This window comes from Streptomyces hypolithicus (assembly GCF_052934925.1).
This window is the reverse complement of sequence record NZ_CM128811.1, coordinates 3430211-3445862: the sequence shown is the minus strand read 5'-3', so window position 1 is coordinate 3445862 and position 15652 is coordinate 3430211. Positions and strand designations below refer to the sequence as shown.

General features: G+C 68.8%; 13 protein-coding genes and 1 pseudogene. 8 read left to right on the top strand and 6 right to left on the bottom strand.

The annotated features are described in order from the left end of the window. Entirely contained in the window at positions 1–3807 is a 3807-nt protein-coding gene (locus tag ACU6WZ_RS16360; RefSeq protein ID WP_447034067.1) for a polymorphic toxin-type HINT domain-containing protein, read from the bottom strand. Positions 3808–3880: 73 nt separating this feature from the next. Here ACU6WZ_RS16360 and ACU6WZ_RS16355 point away from each other — a divergent pair. The 3 genes and pseudogenes from ACU6WZ_RS16355 to ACU6WZ_RS16345 form a co-directional block, all read left to right on the top strand. Next, positions 3881–4540 (top strand): annotated as a pseudogene (locus ACU6WZ_RS16355) (helix-turn-helix domain-containing protein); the annotation flags it as partial. Between the two features lie 246 nt (positions 4541–4786). Next, positions 4787–5380 (top strand): Uma2 family endonuclease, encoded by a 594-nt coding sequence (locus ACU6WZ_RS16350; protein WP_447028790.1) that lies wholly within the window; start codon positions 4787–4789, stop codon positions 5378–5380. Between the two features lie 63 nt (positions 5381–5443). Continuing rightward, a complete protein-coding gene (locus tag ACU6WZ_RS16345) occupies positions 5444–6442 on the top strand; it encodes an aldo/keto reductase (protein WP_447028789.1) in 999 nt (332 codons plus the stop codon). 205 nt (positions 6443–6647) lie between these two features. On the opposite strand, the gene thpR is transcribed toward ACU6WZ_RS16345, so the two are convergent. Next, positions 6648–7217, bottom strand: coding sequence for an RNA 2',3'-cyclic phosphodiesterase (gene thpR, locus ACU6WZ_RS16340; RefSeq protein WP_447028788.1), 570 nt, complete (start codon positions 7215–7217; stop codon positions 6648–6650). Between the two features lie 99 nt (positions 7218–7316). On the opposite strand from thpR, the gene ACU6WZ_RS16335 reads away from it, so the two are divergent. Continuing rightward, on the top strand, positions 7317–7595 hold the full coding sequence (locus tag ACU6WZ_RS16335) for a hypothetical protein (protein WP_447028787.1): 279 nt from the start codon (positions 7317–7319) through the stop codon (positions 7593–7595). Continuing rightward, complete coding sequence (locus ACU6WZ_RS16330) at positions 7592–7963, top strand: fic family toxin-antitoxin system, toxin component (protein WP_447028786.1); 372 nt, start codon at positions 7592–7594, stop codon at positions 7961–7963. The genes ACU6WZ_RS16335 and ACU6WZ_RS16330 overlap by 4 nt, the downstream gene beginning before the upstream one ends. A 70-nt stretch (positions 7964–8033) precedes the next feature. Here the strand turns inward: ACU6WZ_RS16330 and ACU6WZ_RS16325 are convergent, their stop codons facing one another. Next, positions 8034–9383 carry an MFS transporter gene (locus ACU6WZ_RS16325; RefSeq protein WP_447028785.1) on the bottom strand — a complete coding sequence of 450 codons (1350 nt, stop codon included), beginning with the start codon at positions 9381–9383 and terminating at the stop codon, positions 8034–8036. Between the two features lie 44 nt (positions 9384–9427). Beyond that, complete coding sequence (locus tag ACU6WZ_RS16320; protein ID WP_447028784.1) at positions 9428–9865, bottom strand: MarR family winged helix-turn-helix transcriptional regulator; 438 nt, start codon at positions 9863–9865, stop codon at positions 9428–9430. A 140-nt stretch (positions 9866–10005) separates the two neighbouring features. On the opposite strand from ACU6WZ_RS16320, the gene ACU6WZ_RS16315 reads away from it, so the two are divergent. Next, positions 10006–10209, top strand: a complete 204-nt coding sequence (locus ACU6WZ_RS16315; RefSeq protein WP_447028783.1) for a ribbon-helix-helix protein, CopG family — start codon at positions 10006–10008, stop codon at positions 10207–10209. A 32-nt stretch (positions 10210–10241) separates the two neighbouring features. Here the strand turns inward: ACU6WZ_RS16315 and ACU6WZ_RS16310 are convergent, their stop codons facing one another. Further along, the gene (locus tag ACU6WZ_RS16310; RefSeq protein WP_447028782.1) at positions 10242–11699 is read right to left on the bottom strand and encodes an NCS2 family permease; all 1458 of its coding nucleotides are present in this window, start codon (positions 11697–11699) and stop codon (positions 10242–10244) included. 227 nt (positions 11700–11926) lie between these two features. Between ACU6WZ_RS16310 and ACU6WZ_RS16305 the strand changes: the two genes are divergently transcribed. After that, on the top strand, positions 11927–12241 hold the full coding sequence (locus ACU6WZ_RS16305; protein WP_447028781.1) for a DUF2530 domain-containing protein: 315 nt from the start codon (positions 11927–11929) through the stop codon (positions 12239–12241). Between the two features lie 63 nt (positions 12242–12304). Next, positions 12305–14848, top strand: a complete 2544-nt coding sequence (locus ACU6WZ_RS16300; protein ID WP_447028780.1) for an HAD-IC family P-type ATPase — start codon at positions 12305–12307, stop codon at positions 14846–14848. A gap of 19 nt (positions 14849–14867) precedes the next feature. On the opposite strand, the gene ACU6WZ_RS16295 is transcribed toward ACU6WZ_RS16300, so the two are convergent. Further along, positions 14868–15611, bottom strand: coding sequence for a calcium-binding protein (locus tag ACU6WZ_RS16295; protein WP_447034066.1), 744 nt, complete (start codon positions 15609–15611; stop codon positions 14868–14870). Positions 15612–15652: the final 41 nt, after the last annotated feature.

Below are 15652 nucleotides of genomic sequence, written 5' to 3'. Positions count from 1 at the left end.
CTACTCCCCGCCGAGGACGTCGATACGGATTGGCGTGTCTGGGTCGATACGCCCGTCTTTAATTCTGGTCTCGAGTTCGTCCCAGCGGTGGTGACCTCCAAGAATTGTCCCGCCGCGGGAGACAAGGATTCCCTCTCCCTCGGCAGCATTGTTGATTCCGTCCAGAAGACCCTTGTTGCTCAGCTCTTCGTGATACCACTGTGACGCCGGGTCCCGAGTCGATTGCCCCTCAGTGTATTTACTACCGAGATCGCCAGCCTTCTCGTTGCGCGGCACGAACTCCGGGCACCCGCCAGAATTGTGAACCAGGACCGGCGTAGCCCCCGCCAGCACATAGTACGTGTGTATGTCAGCGACAGTGAGGTTGTAAGTCCTCTGCCTCTGGGTGAAAGAGTGGTTCTCCTGCACCTTGACCGTGGTTTTGTCGCTGCTCAGGAGTGTCATGCCTGGCTTGAGTGCGGCGGCTTCGACCCAGTGCCGCTGCGAAGGGCTCCAGAACGGATGCTCACTGGTAGTGATGAGCTTTTCCGGGCGGGTTGAGGTGGTAATCGTCAGGGTGTTGAAGTCTTTGTCGCCCCCGGTGACGATCTGACGGGTTACGTCGCGAACCGCGGTACGTCCAGAGATCGGATCGGTGGCGAGGACCTTGTCGCCCGGATGGACATCCTCGATGTTCCTCTTGGAGCCGTTCCCCATGAGGACCTTAGTGCCGGGAGGGAAGCACTTCGTGCAATAGCGCCTGAGGGCCCTCAGGCCACCGTACGCCTTTTCGAGTGCCTTGAGTTTGGCGCCGATGAGGACATCGACTGCCAGGCCACTGCAGGAATCGAAGTCCTTGTTCTGCAGGCACGCCTCGAGCTCTCCGAGGCCCGTGAGGTCCTTGGCGGCCCCCCACACTTTCTTCATGCCAGCGTTGAAAGAGGGGCCTACTTCTGAGATTTGACAGATGAGTTCATTCTGCAGGCACCAACGCGCTTGCGCCCCGGCCTCGCAAGGGATGTAGCCCGAGCCGCAGCGGTACATCTCCGTTGCGCGTCTCCCGGGGTCACTCAGTGCCTTCTCTTTGGCTTCCACCGCGGCCTTGCGGCGCGCCTCTTCCTCTTCCTTCAGTTTCGTTACGGCGATGCTGAAGGCTTCAGTGGCGGCCTTGAGTGCGCCCGCAGCGTCTTCGCCTGCCGCAACAGCGGACCTCTTCGCCTGATCGGCTGAGAACCAAGCGCGGGAGGCCGAAGTCTGGGCCATTTCCGAGGAGAGCGTGGCGTCGGCCGCGGATCTGGCAGCATCTCCTGCGGCGACGTCGGCGCTCTTGGCCGCGTCACGGGCGGTCTTGGCGGACGCGGCGGCCCTGGCCGCGGAGTCCTCGGCGTCCTTGGCATGCTTGGCGGCCTGGTCGGCGTAGCCCTGCGCCTGGGTGGCGGAGGCGTTGGCCTTCTTGGCCCAGTTGCTTGCTTCTTCAGCTGCCTTGCGGGCGGTGGCGGCGACCTTCTGGGCGGTGGCGGCGTTCTGCTGCGCTAGGGCCGCGAACTTCGCCGCGTCCGCGGTCAGCTTCTGGATCTGCGCCGTGTGGGTGGCGTTGAGGTAGTCCTTGCGCTGCGCCTTGTACTGGCCGGAGGCGATGAAGACGTGCAGCGTCTGCCCGGACCCCTCCAGAGCGATCCGGGCCGCGGACTTCACCTCGGGCCCGCCGGAGGAGACCAACTGCGCCGCGCGCACCCGCTCGTCCTGGGTTCGGGCGGTGTCCTGCCCACCGGTCAGGAACGCGCTGTACTTCTTCGGATCGCCTGTGGCGAGAGCCGCCCGGCCGGCCTCGGCGAGGACCGCTCCCGCACCATCGACGATCTGTGCGATGGCGACGCGCATGCTCTGGGCAGCAACCTGGTACTGGCCGTCCTTGACGAACGCCGTGATGGTAGCGGCGTTACCGTTGAGGGCGGTCTCGGCCGCGTCACGTACCTCTTTGGTCTCGCTCTCCTCAGCCAGACGCTCGACATAGGCGCGATCATCCTGTGCTTGGGCTTTCTCCCAGCCGTTGCGCAGGTATTCGATCACGTCGTCGTCGGAGCCGGCCAGGGCGGTTTCGGCCGTGGCGCGTTGCCAGGCCGTACCGTTCTTCATCACCAGCACAGCGAGCTTGCGGCCCTCATCGGCCACAGCCTTCAGCTCAGTGTTCCCAGCGGCCAGAGCCACCAGCCGGCTCCGCTCCGCCTCCCGGTCTTTTTCTGCCTGTTCCAGTCTGGTCAGCGCGAGGATCCGGGCGGTGTCGGCGGTCTTCTGATCCTTGGCTCGCTCAATACCGGCGTTGCTGCGGCCCAGCAACTCCTCGGCCTCCACCTCACGAGCCAGGGAGTAGACGCCTTGCGCCTTCACCACAGCAGCGGAGGCCGCGTTCGCCGAGGTCGTGGCGGCGTTGGCGTACTGCGTGGACTTGGCGGCAGCTGTAGCGGCGTCACCCGCATGCTCCGCTGCTTCGTCTGCGGATTTGGCGGCGTTGTTGGCGTGCGTCGCAGCCGATCTGGCGGCGTCTCGCGCCTCCCCTGCGGCCGTGGCGGCTTTGCGGGAGAGAGCCTCGGCGGCCGAAGCGGCACGGTTGGCCTCGGCGGCGTGACGCTTGGTCGCCGCGGCGGCCGCACGGGCCTGGGCGGCGGCCGCGCTGGAGTCACCCGCGAAGCTGCTCGCCTCAACGGCCGCATTGGCCGCCAGGGTGGCATTGCTGCCCGCGCTCGCAGCGGACCGCGCGGCGTCTCCGGCCGCGGTGGCGGCCGTGGACGCCTGATCGGCGGCGTCGGCCGCGAGGTTGGCACCCTTGGCAGCAGTGCGAGCATTCTCCGCCGCCTTGCGTGCGGCATCGGCGTTGCCTGCGTCCACTGCCGCATCGGCGGCGGCGCTCTGGGCCCGGGAAGCCGCCTGCGCAGCACCCGCCGCGGCGGCCGCAGCCTGAGAAGCGGCATTGGCCGCGATACGCGCCGAGTTGTTGGCCGCACGGGATGCGTCGATGGCGGTCCGCGCCGCCGAGGCGGCCTGCGAGGCGGCCTTGGCCGCACGGCCGGCCGCACGGCCGGCCTTGGCGGTGTCGTTCTTGGCTGCCTCCGCCTCGGCGGCCGCCTTCAGAGCCGCTTCCTTGGCCAGCTTCGAGGCCTCAACCGCCTTGGCGGACTGTGTCTTGGCGGCGTCGGTCTCCTTGGCCGCCTGCCGGCCTGCCTCCTTCGCCTGCGCGGCGAGCTGGGCGACAGTGGCGTGCTCCTGGTCCTTGGCCCGCGCGACGAACTGCCCCACCTCCAGGAACTCCCGGATGTCCGTAGCGTTGCCGTTCAGAGCCAGCCGCCCCGCCGCCCGGACGTTGGTAGCGCCGACACTGATGACCTGCACCAGCTGCACCCGCTCGTCCTGCTCACGCTGGACGTACTGCCCCTCGTCAAGGAACTTACTGACATCAGCCGCCGTACCGTTCAGCGCAGCACGCCCGGCATCCTGAACATTGGGCCCGCTGGCGTCGATGACCTGAGCGACCCGGACCCGGTCATCCTGCTCCATGGGAGCCTTCCAGCCTTCCCAACGCAGGAAGAACTCGAGATCGTCCTGAGATCCCGCGAGAGCTTTTCGGGCGGCAGCCAGCAACTCAGTACCGCCGATGCTGGCGAACTGAGCCGCGCTGACCCGCTTGTCCTGAAACGTCAGGTCCTCCACGGCACCAAGGAACTCTTGCAGATCTGCGTCGCTGCCCGTCAGTGCGGCTTCGGCGGCCGCCTTGACCCCGGGACCGCCCTCCTTCCAGTAGTCGACCGCCCTGCCACGGTCAGTCGCCTCCACCAAGTCGATTGACTGTTCGGTCTCGGCAAGGGGTCCTTCCGCTGTAGCGAGAACGGAGCCCAGAAGCCCGGAGGCAGCCGCAGGCTTGCTGGACGGGAAGCGCGCGACCACGCACTGGGCGCACACCGGGACCTTGGCCGCCCGCTACCCCCGGGTGGAAGTGGACCCGGACGTGCTCTACGTGGACAACGGCAGCGTGCTCACCTCCGCCGGCAAGGCCGCCGCGATGGACCTGTGCCTGCACCTTGTCCGCCTCGACCACGGCTCGTCGATCGCCAACGCCGCCGCCCGCCGCCTGGTCGTGCCGCCGCACCGGGCCGGCGGCCAGGCCCAGTTCGTCACCACCCCGGTACCCGCCCAGGCCGACCACCCGCTCGCCGCACTGTTCCCCTGGGTCATCGAACGGCTTGACCATCCACTGACGGTGGAGGACCTGGCCCGCCAAGCGCGGATGAGCTCGCGCAACCTGGGCCGCCACTTCAGGTCGGTGGCCGGTACCACGCCGCTGCAATGGCTGCTGACTCAGCGGATCCGCCACGCCCAGGAGTTGCTGGAGACCACCGACGACACTGTCGACGCCATCGCCGCAGCCACCGGCATGGGCACTGCCACGACGCTGCGCCGACACTTCAACCGCACTGTCGGCGTGCCCCCCGATACGTACCGCCGCACCTTCCGATCACGGATCCGCCCCGGCCCGAACGACAACCGGCAAACCGCCCGACGACCCTGAGCGATGGGAAGCAGGTCAGTACAAGTACAGCGAACGATCAGACAGTCGTTCGTCTCACCATCCTGTCCCACGGCCGGGAGTGGTTCGTCGATACCTTCACGACGACGCCCACGGCCGGGCAACGCCTGACATCTTCCGGTCTGCCCCGTAGACCGTGCTCGGACGCCCGGCGTGTCTCGGAAGCCGTGCGTATCGTTGTACTGCGCGGCTGTGGTGACCGAGCGGCAGCCGGGGAGGAGCGCCACGATGACCGTCGTAGACACCGACAGGATCAACATGGCCGACAGCAGCGACGACCTCACCCTCGACATGATGTTCGAGTGGCTGGAGCGGATGCCCGTCCCCGAGGGATACAAGGTGGAGATCGTCGAGGGGGCCATCCACATGTCGCCGCAGCGGGACACTCACTGGGAGATCATCCGCAGGATCGTCCGCGCCCTGGAGGACAGGTTCGGCATGGGTGTCAAGGTCCTGTCCGACGTACGCGTCGACTTTCCCGGCCACCGAAACGGCTATGCCCCGGACGTCGCCAAACTCCGCGAAGACGCCGCCAAGGATGCCAACGGCCGCTGGCGCCACCAAGACGTCGAGTTCGTTGCCGAAGTCATCTCCAAGGACACTTCGGCCAACGACTACGGTCCGAAGAAGGCCGCATACGCCGTCGCGGGCGTCCCCGTATACCTGATCGTCGATCCGTACACCGCCCAATGGCACCTCCACACGCTGCCGAAGGGCGACGAGTACCGCGGCGAGCTGACCCTCGACTTCGGCGACGGCGTGGACCTGACCGGCACGGAGCTCGGCCTCGTCCTCAGGACCGACGGCTTCCCCCGCGACTGAGCGGCCCCCGCACGGCCACGCGCTCTTGCTTCGAGCGCGCTCGAAGGCGTTGGCTTGGGCGTTATGAAGTACACGCAGCTCGGACGCACAGGACTCAAGGTCAGCCGCCTCGTCCTCGGGACGATGAACTTCGGGCCCCAGACCGACGAAGCCGACAGCCACAGCATCATGGACGCCGCTCTCGGGGCCGGCGTCAACTACTTCGACACCGCCAACGCCTATGGGTGGGGCGCCAACAAGGGCCGTACCGAGGAGATCATCGGCTCCTGGTTCGCGCAGGACGGTGGCCGGCGGGACAAGACCGTTCTCGCCACCAAGTGCTTCGCCAACATGTCGCCGCACGACGCGGAGCCGTGGCCCAACCACGACCGGCTCTCCGCACTCAACATCCGGCGGTCCGTCGAGGCCAGCCTCAAGCGGTTGCAGACCGACTACATCGACGTCTACCAGTTCCACCATGTCGACCGGCACACCCCGTTCGAGGAGATCTGGCAGGCCGTCGACGTCCTGATCCAGCAGGGCAAGATCCTCTACGCCGGGTCGTCGAACTTCGCCGGCTGGCACATCGCGCGCGCCAACGAGACGGCGCGGCGGCTCGGGTCGTACGGCCTGGTGAGTGAGCAGTGCCTCTACAACCTCGCCGAGCGCCGCGCCGAGATGGAGGTCGTTCCGGCCGCGCGCGAGTACGGCCTCGGGGTCATCCCCTGGTCGCCGCTGCACGGCGGGCTGCTCGGCGGCGTACTGCGCAAGGAGCGCGAGGGCGGCGCGGGGCGTTCGTCGTCCGGGCGGTCGGCGGACGCGCTGGCGAACACGACCGTACGGGCGCAGGTGCAGGCGTACGAGGACCTGCTCGACAAGCACGGTCTCGCGCCCGGCGAGGTCGCGCTGGCCTGGCTGCTCACCCGGCCGGGGGTCACCGGGCCCATCGTCGGGCCGCGCACGGCGGAGCAGTTGGAGTCGGCGCTGCGCGCGGTGGAGCTGGAGCTGACCGAGGACGTACTGGCGTCGCTGGAGGAGATCTTCCCGGGGCCGGGGCCGTCTCCTGAGGCGTTCGCCTGGTAGCGAGGCGGACGCTCCAGAGCATGCTGGGCGGCCCGGACGGGGTCAGCCGCCGCCGCCCGGTCGGGGGTTCAGCCGCCGACCGCGGCCGCCACAGCGACGAGAGCGAACATCAGCACGAGTACGCCGGCCATGATCCGGTTCCTGGTTTTCGGGTCCACCCGTCGAGCGTAACCGGCCGGGGGGACGGGTCCGCCCGCGGCCCGGCTCAGTGGCCGAGCGGCCAGGAACCCACGGTGGCGTAACGCGGCTGCGCGCCCCGCACGCCCGCGGTCGGCGGATGGCTGCGTACGAGAGCCAGCTCACCGACCGTCCAGGGCGCACCCTCGAAGGCGCCGAGCGCGTCGACGTACGGGCGGCAGTCCGTCTCGTGGCCGGGGCGGCTGCGGGCGATGGTGAGGTGCGCCTTGTACGCGTGGTGCTCCTCCATCGCCACCCCGGCCCGTCGCGCCGCCGCGTCCGCCCGCTCCGCGAGCCGGCGCATCGCGTCGATACCGCCCGCCGCCCCGGCCCACAGGGCGCGCTGCCCGAAGCGGCCGCCGGCGTGGATACGGAGGGAGAAGGGGGCCTGGCGGGCGGCGGCGCGGCCGAGGCGTTCCTTCAGGTCCGGGACGAGTTCGTCGGCCACCTCGCCCATGAAGGCGAGCGTGAAGTGCCAGCCGTCGTGACCCGTCCAGCGCAGGCCGTCGGCGCCGGGCAGCGTATGCAGCCGGTCGACAGCGACGGCGAGTTCGTCGATGGCCTCGGCGGGCGGCAGTACGGCCGCGAAGAGTCTCATACGACCAGTTTCCGGCACCCGGTGATCGACTGTGGTCGCCGCCCACCCGAATGTGCACTTCCGCTTTCACCTGCGCAGACACCGTGCCAACATGGCGACATGGCTACGAGGATGCTCAGCGTGCGCATAGACAGCGACTCCCTTGAGTCGATCAAGGAGCGGGCCGCGGCTCGTCACATGACCGTCCAGGAGTACGTCGTCACGACGCTCCAGCGGGACGAGTTCGAGGAGCGCTTCAAGGCGGCATTCCGCGAAACGTTGGAGCTGTACGGCGACGTGCTCGCGGAGGCGGACGCGGCCGACAGGGTGGAGGAGGCGGCGCAGCGCACAGAGGCCGACGCCGATGCCCCGCCCAGTACGGAGTCCGTTGCCGCGTGACGAACCATCTGGACCTCACCGATTTGCTCTGGGCGGCAGAGGAGCTTCAGGGCGATCCCCAGCCGGACGACCTCGGTTCCCTGATCGCCGCCTGCGCCCGCACCAGGGCCGAGGCATTCGGCTACGAGGTGTACCAGTCCGTGCACCTCAAGGCTGCTGCTCTCATGCAGACAATCGCACTGCTTAAGCCCCTTGAGCACGAAAACAAGACCCTGGCGTTCGGCGCGGCACGTTCCTTCATGGCAGCCAACGGCTTCCGGCTGCGCCCGAAGCAGGAGCAGCTCCGGGACGCTCTGGCCACCATCCGGCCGGGGGCTGGGGGCGTGCGCGTGCTCGCCAAACACTTGGACCGCTGGGCCCAGCAATAGCCGTCCCGCACGCACGACGGCGGCCCCGGACACGTCCGTGTCCGGGGCCGCCGTCGTCAGGCGAATGGCGTCACGCCACCGTCGCAAGCTCCTTCGGGCGTACGACGTCGCCCTCCTTCGGGGCCTTCGGTACGAACCCCACGTGCCGGTGCCCCCGGCGCAGGTCCAGCCGTAGGCGCAGGCCCGCGAGGCGGGCCAGGACCAGTCCGACGGTGACGGCGGCCAGCGCGGAGATCACGCCGCCCGCCGCGAAGCCGATCCTGGGGCCGTACGTGTCCGTGATCCAGCCGAAGAGGGGCGCGCCCAGCGGCGTACCGCCGGTGAAGACCATCATGAACAGGCTCATCACCCGGCCTCGCATGGCCGGGTCTGTGGCGAGCTGGACGCTGGAGTTGGCCGTGACGTTGACCGTCAGGCCGAACATCCCGATCGGCACCATCAGCGCCGCGAAGATCCACAGCGTCGGGGCCGTCGAGGCCACGATCTCCAGCAGGCCGAAGGCCAGCGCCGCGCCGACCAGCAGGCGCAGGCGGGACGTGCCGCGCCGGGCCGCGAGGAGGGCGCCGGCGAGGGAGCCGGCGGCCATCAGCGTGTTGAGCCAGCCGTACATGCCGGGGCCGCCCTGGAAGACATCGTCCACGAAGGCGGAGAGCCAGATCGGGAAGTTGAACCCGAACGTGCCGATGAAGCCCACCAGCACGATCGGCCAGATCAGCTCGGGGTGCCCGGACACGTACTTCAGGCCCTCACGCAGCTGGCCCTTGCCGCGCGGGGCGCGGTCGACCCGGTGCAGCTCGGAGGTGCGCATGAGCAACAGGCCGATGACGGGTGCGATGAAGGACAGGCCGTTGAACAGGAAGGCGTAGCCGCTGCCGACCGCCGTGATCAGGACACCGGCGACGGCGGGGCCGACGAGCCGGGCGGACTGGAAGTTGGCGGAGTTCAGGCCGACCGCGTTGCGCAGGTCGTCCGGGCCGACCATCTCCACCACGAAGGACTGCCGGGCCGGGTTGTCGACGACGGTGACCAGTCCCCCGGCGAAGGCGGTCGCGTAGACGTGCCAGACCTCGACGTGGCCGCTCAGGGTGAGGGCCGCGAGCGCGAGGCCGGTGAGGCCCATCGCGGACTGCGTAGCGAGGAGCAGGGGCCGCTTCGGGAGCCGGTCGGCGAGGACGCCGCCGTACAGGCCGAAGAGCAGCATCGGCAGGAACTGCAGGGCGATGGTGATGCCCACGGCGGACGCCGACCCGGTGAGGGACAGGACCAGCCAGTCCTGGGCGATGCGCTGCATCCAGGTGCCGGTGTTGGAGACGACTTGCCCGCTTGCGAAGAGCCGGTAGTTACGGATCCTGAGCGAGCTGAACATGGAAGTAGGTGCGGTCGGTGCGGGGGCGGAGTCTGCTCCGGATCCCGTACTCAAAGTGGTTTCGCCTCCTTGGTGGCGCGCGGGGTCGGTGGGGTGCGTCAGAGGTGCGCGAGCTTCTCCAGGACCGGGGCGGCAGCGCGCAGCTTCGCCCACTCGTCCTCGTCCAGACCCTCGGCGAGTCCGGCCAGCCAGGCGTTGCGCTTGCGGCGGCTCTCTTCGAGCATCGCCTCGGCGGTCTCGGTCTGGCTGACCACCTTCTGCCGGCGGTCGTCGGGGTGCGGCTCCAGCCTGACCAGCCCCTTGGCTTCCAGCAACGCCACGATGCGGGTCATCGAGGGCGGCTGCACATGCTCCTTGCGGGCCAGCTCGCCGGGCGTGGCGGAGCCACAGTTGGCGAGGGTGCCGAGCACCGACATCTCGGTGGGGCTCAGCGATTCGTCGACGCGCTGATGCTTCAGGCGCCGGCCCAGCCGCATGACGGCGGAGCGCAGGGAGTTCACGGCGGCAGCGTTGCCGTCGTGCGACAGGTCAGGCATGTAGTTAGCTTAACTCATTACCCACGCTAAATACCAGTGGGATCGCGGGCGTGTCCGGCGGGCGCCTGGATCACCCATACGAGTGAGTCGAGGCCGGAAAGTGACGCATCTCCGGGGCGCGGCCCGCGACTCTCTTCGACATGGGATCCACAGTGCTCAGCCTGCGCATTGACGGTGAGCTGCTCGACCGTCTCCGGGATCATGCCGCCAAACGCGGAATGAGCGTCCAGGACTATGTGGTCCGGACGCTCATTCGCGACGACTTCGACGAACGCTTCAATACGGCGGTCGACGAGACGGAGAAGTTCTACGGGGAAGTTCCACGGCCTGACGTGCGGCAGTAGACCCTGATGTGAGGCAGTAGACGCAGGGAGACTTACGTGAGACCCAGCGCGGGCATCAGGTAGTAGAAGCCGAAGACCGCCGCCACCGCGTACATCGCCACCGGCACCTCGCGCCCGCGCCCCGCCGCGAGCCGCAGCACGCAGAAGCTGACGAAGCCGATGCCGATGCCGTTCGTGATCGAGTACGTGAACGGCATCATCGTCATGGTCAGGAACGCCGGGATGGCGACAGTGTGGTCGCTCCAGTCGATGTCCTTGACCGAGCCCGACAGGATCAGGAAACCCACCGCCAGCAGCGCGGGGGTGGCTGCCTGCGACGGGACCATCGTGACCAGCGGCGTGAGGAAGAGTCCTACGGCGAACAGGCCGCCGGTGACGACGTTGGCGAGGCCGGTACGCGCGCCCTCGCCGACTCCGGCCGTGGACTCCACGAAGCAGGTGGTGGCGGAACTGGAGGTCGCGCCGCCCGCGGCGACGGCGACGCCGTCGATGAGCAGCACCTTGTTGACGCCGGGCAGGTTCCCCTTCTCGTCCAGCAGCTTGGCCTCGTCGCTCACGCCGAGGATCGTGCCCATGGCGTCGAAGAAGCAGGACAGCAGCACGGTGAAGACGAACAGGACGCCGGTCAGCAGCCCGACCTTCTCGAAGCCGCCGAACAGGCTGACCTCGCCGACCAGGCCGAAGTCGGGGCTCGCGACCGGATTGCCGGGCCACTCGGGCGTGGTCAGGCCCCAGGTTCGCGCCGGGATGTCGGCGAGTGCGTGAATGACGAGCGCGAAGACGGTCATCATGACGATCGAGATGAGGATGGCTCCCGGCACCTTGCGGACGATCAGCGCCAGCGTGAGCAGCACGCCGAGCACGAAGACCAGGATCGGCCAGCCGTTGAGATGGCCGTCGCCGCCGAGCTGGAGCGGGACGGTGGTGTTCGCGGCGTCGGGCATGCGGGAGACGAAGCCCGAGTCGACCAGGCCGATCAGCATGATGAACAGGCCGATGCCGATCGCGACGCCCTTGCGCAGGCTGAGCGGCACCGCGCTCATCACCCGCTCGCGCAGGCCGGTGGCGACGAGCAGCATCACCACGAAACCGGCGAGAACCACCATGCCCATGGCGTCGGGCCAGCTCATGCGCGGGGCGAGCTGGAGTGCGACGACGGTGTTGACGCCGAGGCCGGCGGCGAGCGCGATCGGCACATTGCCGATGACGCCCATCAGCAGCGTGGAGAACGCGGCGGTCAGCACGGTGGCGGTGACCAGCTGGCCGCCGTCGAGCTGGTTGCCGTACATGTCCTTCGCGCTGCCGAGGATAATCGGGTTCAGCACGATGATGTACGCCATCGCGAAGAACGTGGCCAGGCCGCCGCGGATCTCACGGGACACGGTCGAACCCCGCTCGGAGATCTTGAAGAACCGGTCGAGACCGTTCTGCGATCCCTGGTGAGACGGCGGCTGCTTGGCGTCGACCGGAGCCGTGGCCGAGGGAGACATGCGTGACCTCATGCGGAAGAAGGGGCTCTTGGGGCCCTGGAGAGAGGAGCTGAAACGGTCGACCTTGGATGTTCGGACGAACATAACCAGTCAGACGAAAGCCGTTTCAGTATGAATACATAAGAGGAAGATCGCTATCTCCGCGCGTAGACCCTTGCCCCGTCTACGTCCTCGCCGGACAGCCCCTACCCCGCCGCCCCGATGTCCGGGCGCCCTACACTGACCCCATGGCGAAGTGGACCCCCCAGCACGAGGCACCCGAGCCCCTCGAAGGGCCGGTCATGGCCACCGTCGTCGGCGGCACGATTGTCTGGTTCGCCCTCTTCCTGGTGCAGCTCCCCTTCTACGGCTGGTACGACGACCGCGGCTGGACCTGGTGGGTGTGGACGTTCCTGGCCGGCGCCGGACTCGGGCTGATCGGAATCTGGTACGTGCGAGGACGCGAGGCGGCGCTGCGGCGCGAGGCGGAGGCCGGGTCCACGGGGTCCTCGAAGTCCGCCGGGTCCGCCGGCTCCGCCGAAGCTGCGGGCTCCGCCCAGTAACCCGCCGGATCACGCCCGTAATCCGCACTGCCGATCGGCAGGTCCCGCCGTACCGTCGACAACATGACGCAGCGGGCAGAGATCGACGCGGGCTCCGAGCTCGACCCCGTACACCCCGTCCCGCTCCCCGCGTCCGGGCGGCCGGCCGGGCTGACCGCGGCGGAGGTGGCCGAGCGGGTCTCCCGCGGCGAGGTCAACGACGTACCGGTGCGCAGCTCGCGCTCCACCGCCGAGATCATCCGGTCCAACGTCTTCACCCGGTTCAACGCGATCATCGGCGTGCTCTGGGTGATCATGCTGTTCGTCGCGCCGATCCAGGACAGCCTCTTCGGGTTCGTGATCGTCGCGAACACCGGCATCGGCATCGTCCAGGAACTGCGCGCCAAGAAGACCCTCGACGGCCTAGCCGTCATCGGCGAGGCCAGACCGACCGTCCGCCGGGACGGGGCCTCCGCCGCCGTCTCCACCTCGGAGATCGTCCTCGGCGACCTCGTCGAGCTCGGGCCGGGCGACAAGGCCGTCGTCGACGGTGAGGTCGTGGAGAGCGACAGCCTGGAGATCGACGAGTCACTGCTCACCGGCGAGGCCGACCCGGTGCTCAAGCACCCCGGCGACCAGGTGATGTCCGGCAGTTTCGTCGTGGCTGGCGGCGGCGCGTTCACGGCCACCAAGGTCGGCCGCGAGGCGTACGCCACGCAGCTCGCCGAGGAGGCGTCCCGCTTCACGCTCGTCCACTCCGAGCTGCGCAGCGGCATCAACCAGATCCTCAAGTTCGTCACCTGGCTGATGGTGCCGACCTCGATCGGCCTCATCATCAGCCAGCTGGTCGTCAAGGAGACCGACTTCAAGAACTCTCTGGCGCGCACCGTCGGCGGCATCGTCCCGATGATCCCCGAGGGACTGGTGCTGCTCACCTCGGTCGCCTTCGCCGTCGGCGTGATCCGGCTCGGCCGCAGGCAGTGCCTGGTGCAGGAGCTGCCCGCGATCGAGGGGCTGGCGCGCGTGGACGTCGTGTGCCTCGACAAGACGGGCACGCTCACCGAGGGCGGCATGGACGTGACCGAGGTGCGGGTACTGACCGGTTCCGGGGCGGCACTGACCGCCGGGGCGGCCGACGCCGCCCGAGCCGAGGTGTACGTACGCACGGTGCTCGGCGCGCTCGGCGAGTCCGACCCGCGGCCGAACGCGAGCCTTCAGGCGATCAGGAACGCGTACCCGGCCGAAGACCCAGCCGACGCAGCAGGCGCACCAGACGCACCAGACGCACCAGGCTCAGCCGACTCAGAAATCTCCGCGGGCTCCTGGCGCTGCACGGAGTCGCTGCCCTTCTCCTCCGCCCGCAAGTACAGCGGGGCGAGCTTCATCGAGGGCGACGGGCACACCGCCAGCACCTGGCTGCTTGGCGCGCCCGACGTGCTGCTGGCCGACGACGCGCGCGCGCCCTTCGCCGACGAGATCGACGAGTTCAACCAACAGGGCCTGCGCGTGCTGCTGCTCACCCGCGTCACGGGCGCCAAGGAGCTGGACGACCCGCGGCTCACCGACGGTTCGCACCCGACCGCCCTGGTCGTCCTGGAGCAGCGGCTGCGCCCCGACGCGGCCGCCACGCTGCGGTACTTCGCCGACCAGAACGTCGCCACGAAGGTCATCTCGGGCGACAACGCGGTGTCGGTCGGCGCGGTAGCCGCCAAGCTCCGGATGCCGGGCGCCGGGGGCACCGTCGACGCCCGCACGCTGCCCGCCGAGCGGGTGGGGATGGCCGACGCGCTGGACGAGGGCGCGGTCTTCGGCCGGGTCACCCCGCGGCAGAAACGCGAAATGGTGGCGGCGCTCCAGTCGAAGGGCCACACGGTCGCGATGACGGGCGACGGGGTCAACGACGTACTCGCGTTGAAGGACGCCGACATCGGCGTGGCCATGGGCTCGGGTTCGGAGGCGACGCGGGCGGTCGCGCAGATCGTGCTGCTCAACAACAGCTTCGCGACGCTGCCTTCGGTGGTCGCGGAGGGGCGCCGGGTGATCGGCAACATCACGCGGGTCGCGACCCTCTTCCTGACGAAGACGGTCTACTCCGTGCTGCTGGCGATCCTGGTGGTCGTCTCGCAGGTGGAGTACCCGTTCCTGCCGAGGCATCTGACGCTGCTGTCGACGCTGACGATCGGCGTGCCGGCGTTCTTCCTCGCCCTGGCCCCGAACAAGGAGCGCGCGCAGCCGAATTTCGTGCGCCGTGTGATGCGGTACGCGATCCCGGGCGGCATCATCGCGGCGTCCGCGACCTTCGTGACGTACCTCCTGGCCCGGTCGCACTACAGCGGCCCGGACGCGCTCGCCGCCGAGACGAGCGTGGCGACGCTGACGCTGTTCCTGGTGTCGGTCTGGGTGCTGGCGATCGTGGCCCGCCCGTACACCTGGTGGCGGGTCGGCCTGGTGGCGGCGATGGGGCTGGGGTTTGTGGTGGTGCTGGTGGTGCCGTGGCTGCAGGACTTCTTCGCGCTGAAGCTGGTGGGTACGACGATGCCGTGGACGGCGGTGGGCATCGCGGCGGTGGCGGCGGCCGGCCTGGAGCTGGTGTGGCACCGGGTCGACCGCCGCCGCGTTCCCGCGTAGCGGGGGGCGTGCAGGGTACTCAGCGCACGTCGACGTAGTCACCCGCGGTGGTGACCGCCGGGGTGGTGGTCGTACCGGCGAACGAGTAGCGCCAGTAGCCGTCGGAGACCGCCGTGGAGGTGGTCTTCAAGTCGCCGGAGCTGTTCGTGGTCACCGTCTTGAGCGTGGTGTACGTGCTGGTGCCGGCCTTGCGGAACTGCAGCTTCACCGGCTGGACGGTGTAGCCCCGGTACGTGAAGGACTCCCAGTTGGCGCGGGCCAGCTTGCCCGTGATCGTGACGGGCTTGCCCTTGGTGACCGGTTCGGGCGCCGCGTTGTGCGTCAGCGTCGCGAAGCGCTGGAGCTTGAAGGAGCCGGCCTTCTCCTTCCAGATGAAGTCGCCGTCGGCCGCGTTGACCCACGCGTCGACGTACCAGGTGCCGGCCTGGTCGTTGGCGTAGGCCAGGTCGACCCGAGGGTCGACCGAGAAGGTGCCGGTGCAGGTGTTGCCCGTGCAGTCGACGTCGGTGGGCTGCATCGAGCCGAAGCCGGGGCCGTTGAGCGTCAGGTCGATCCCGGTGATGCCGGAGTCGTCCGACGCGGTGACCGCGACGGTGAACGTCTTGACGTTCGTGGTGCCGACCACGACGTTCTTGCCGCCGTTGACGACCACATTCGTGATGGCGGTGTCACCGTAGTGACCGTCCGCCTGGGCGGCCGGTGCGACGAGGGCGGACAGGGCCAGGGCGCCCGTAACGGCGGCCACAGTGGCACGTATGCGCATGTATGTAAGTCCCCACATGGATGCGATCCCGCCGCGTTTCC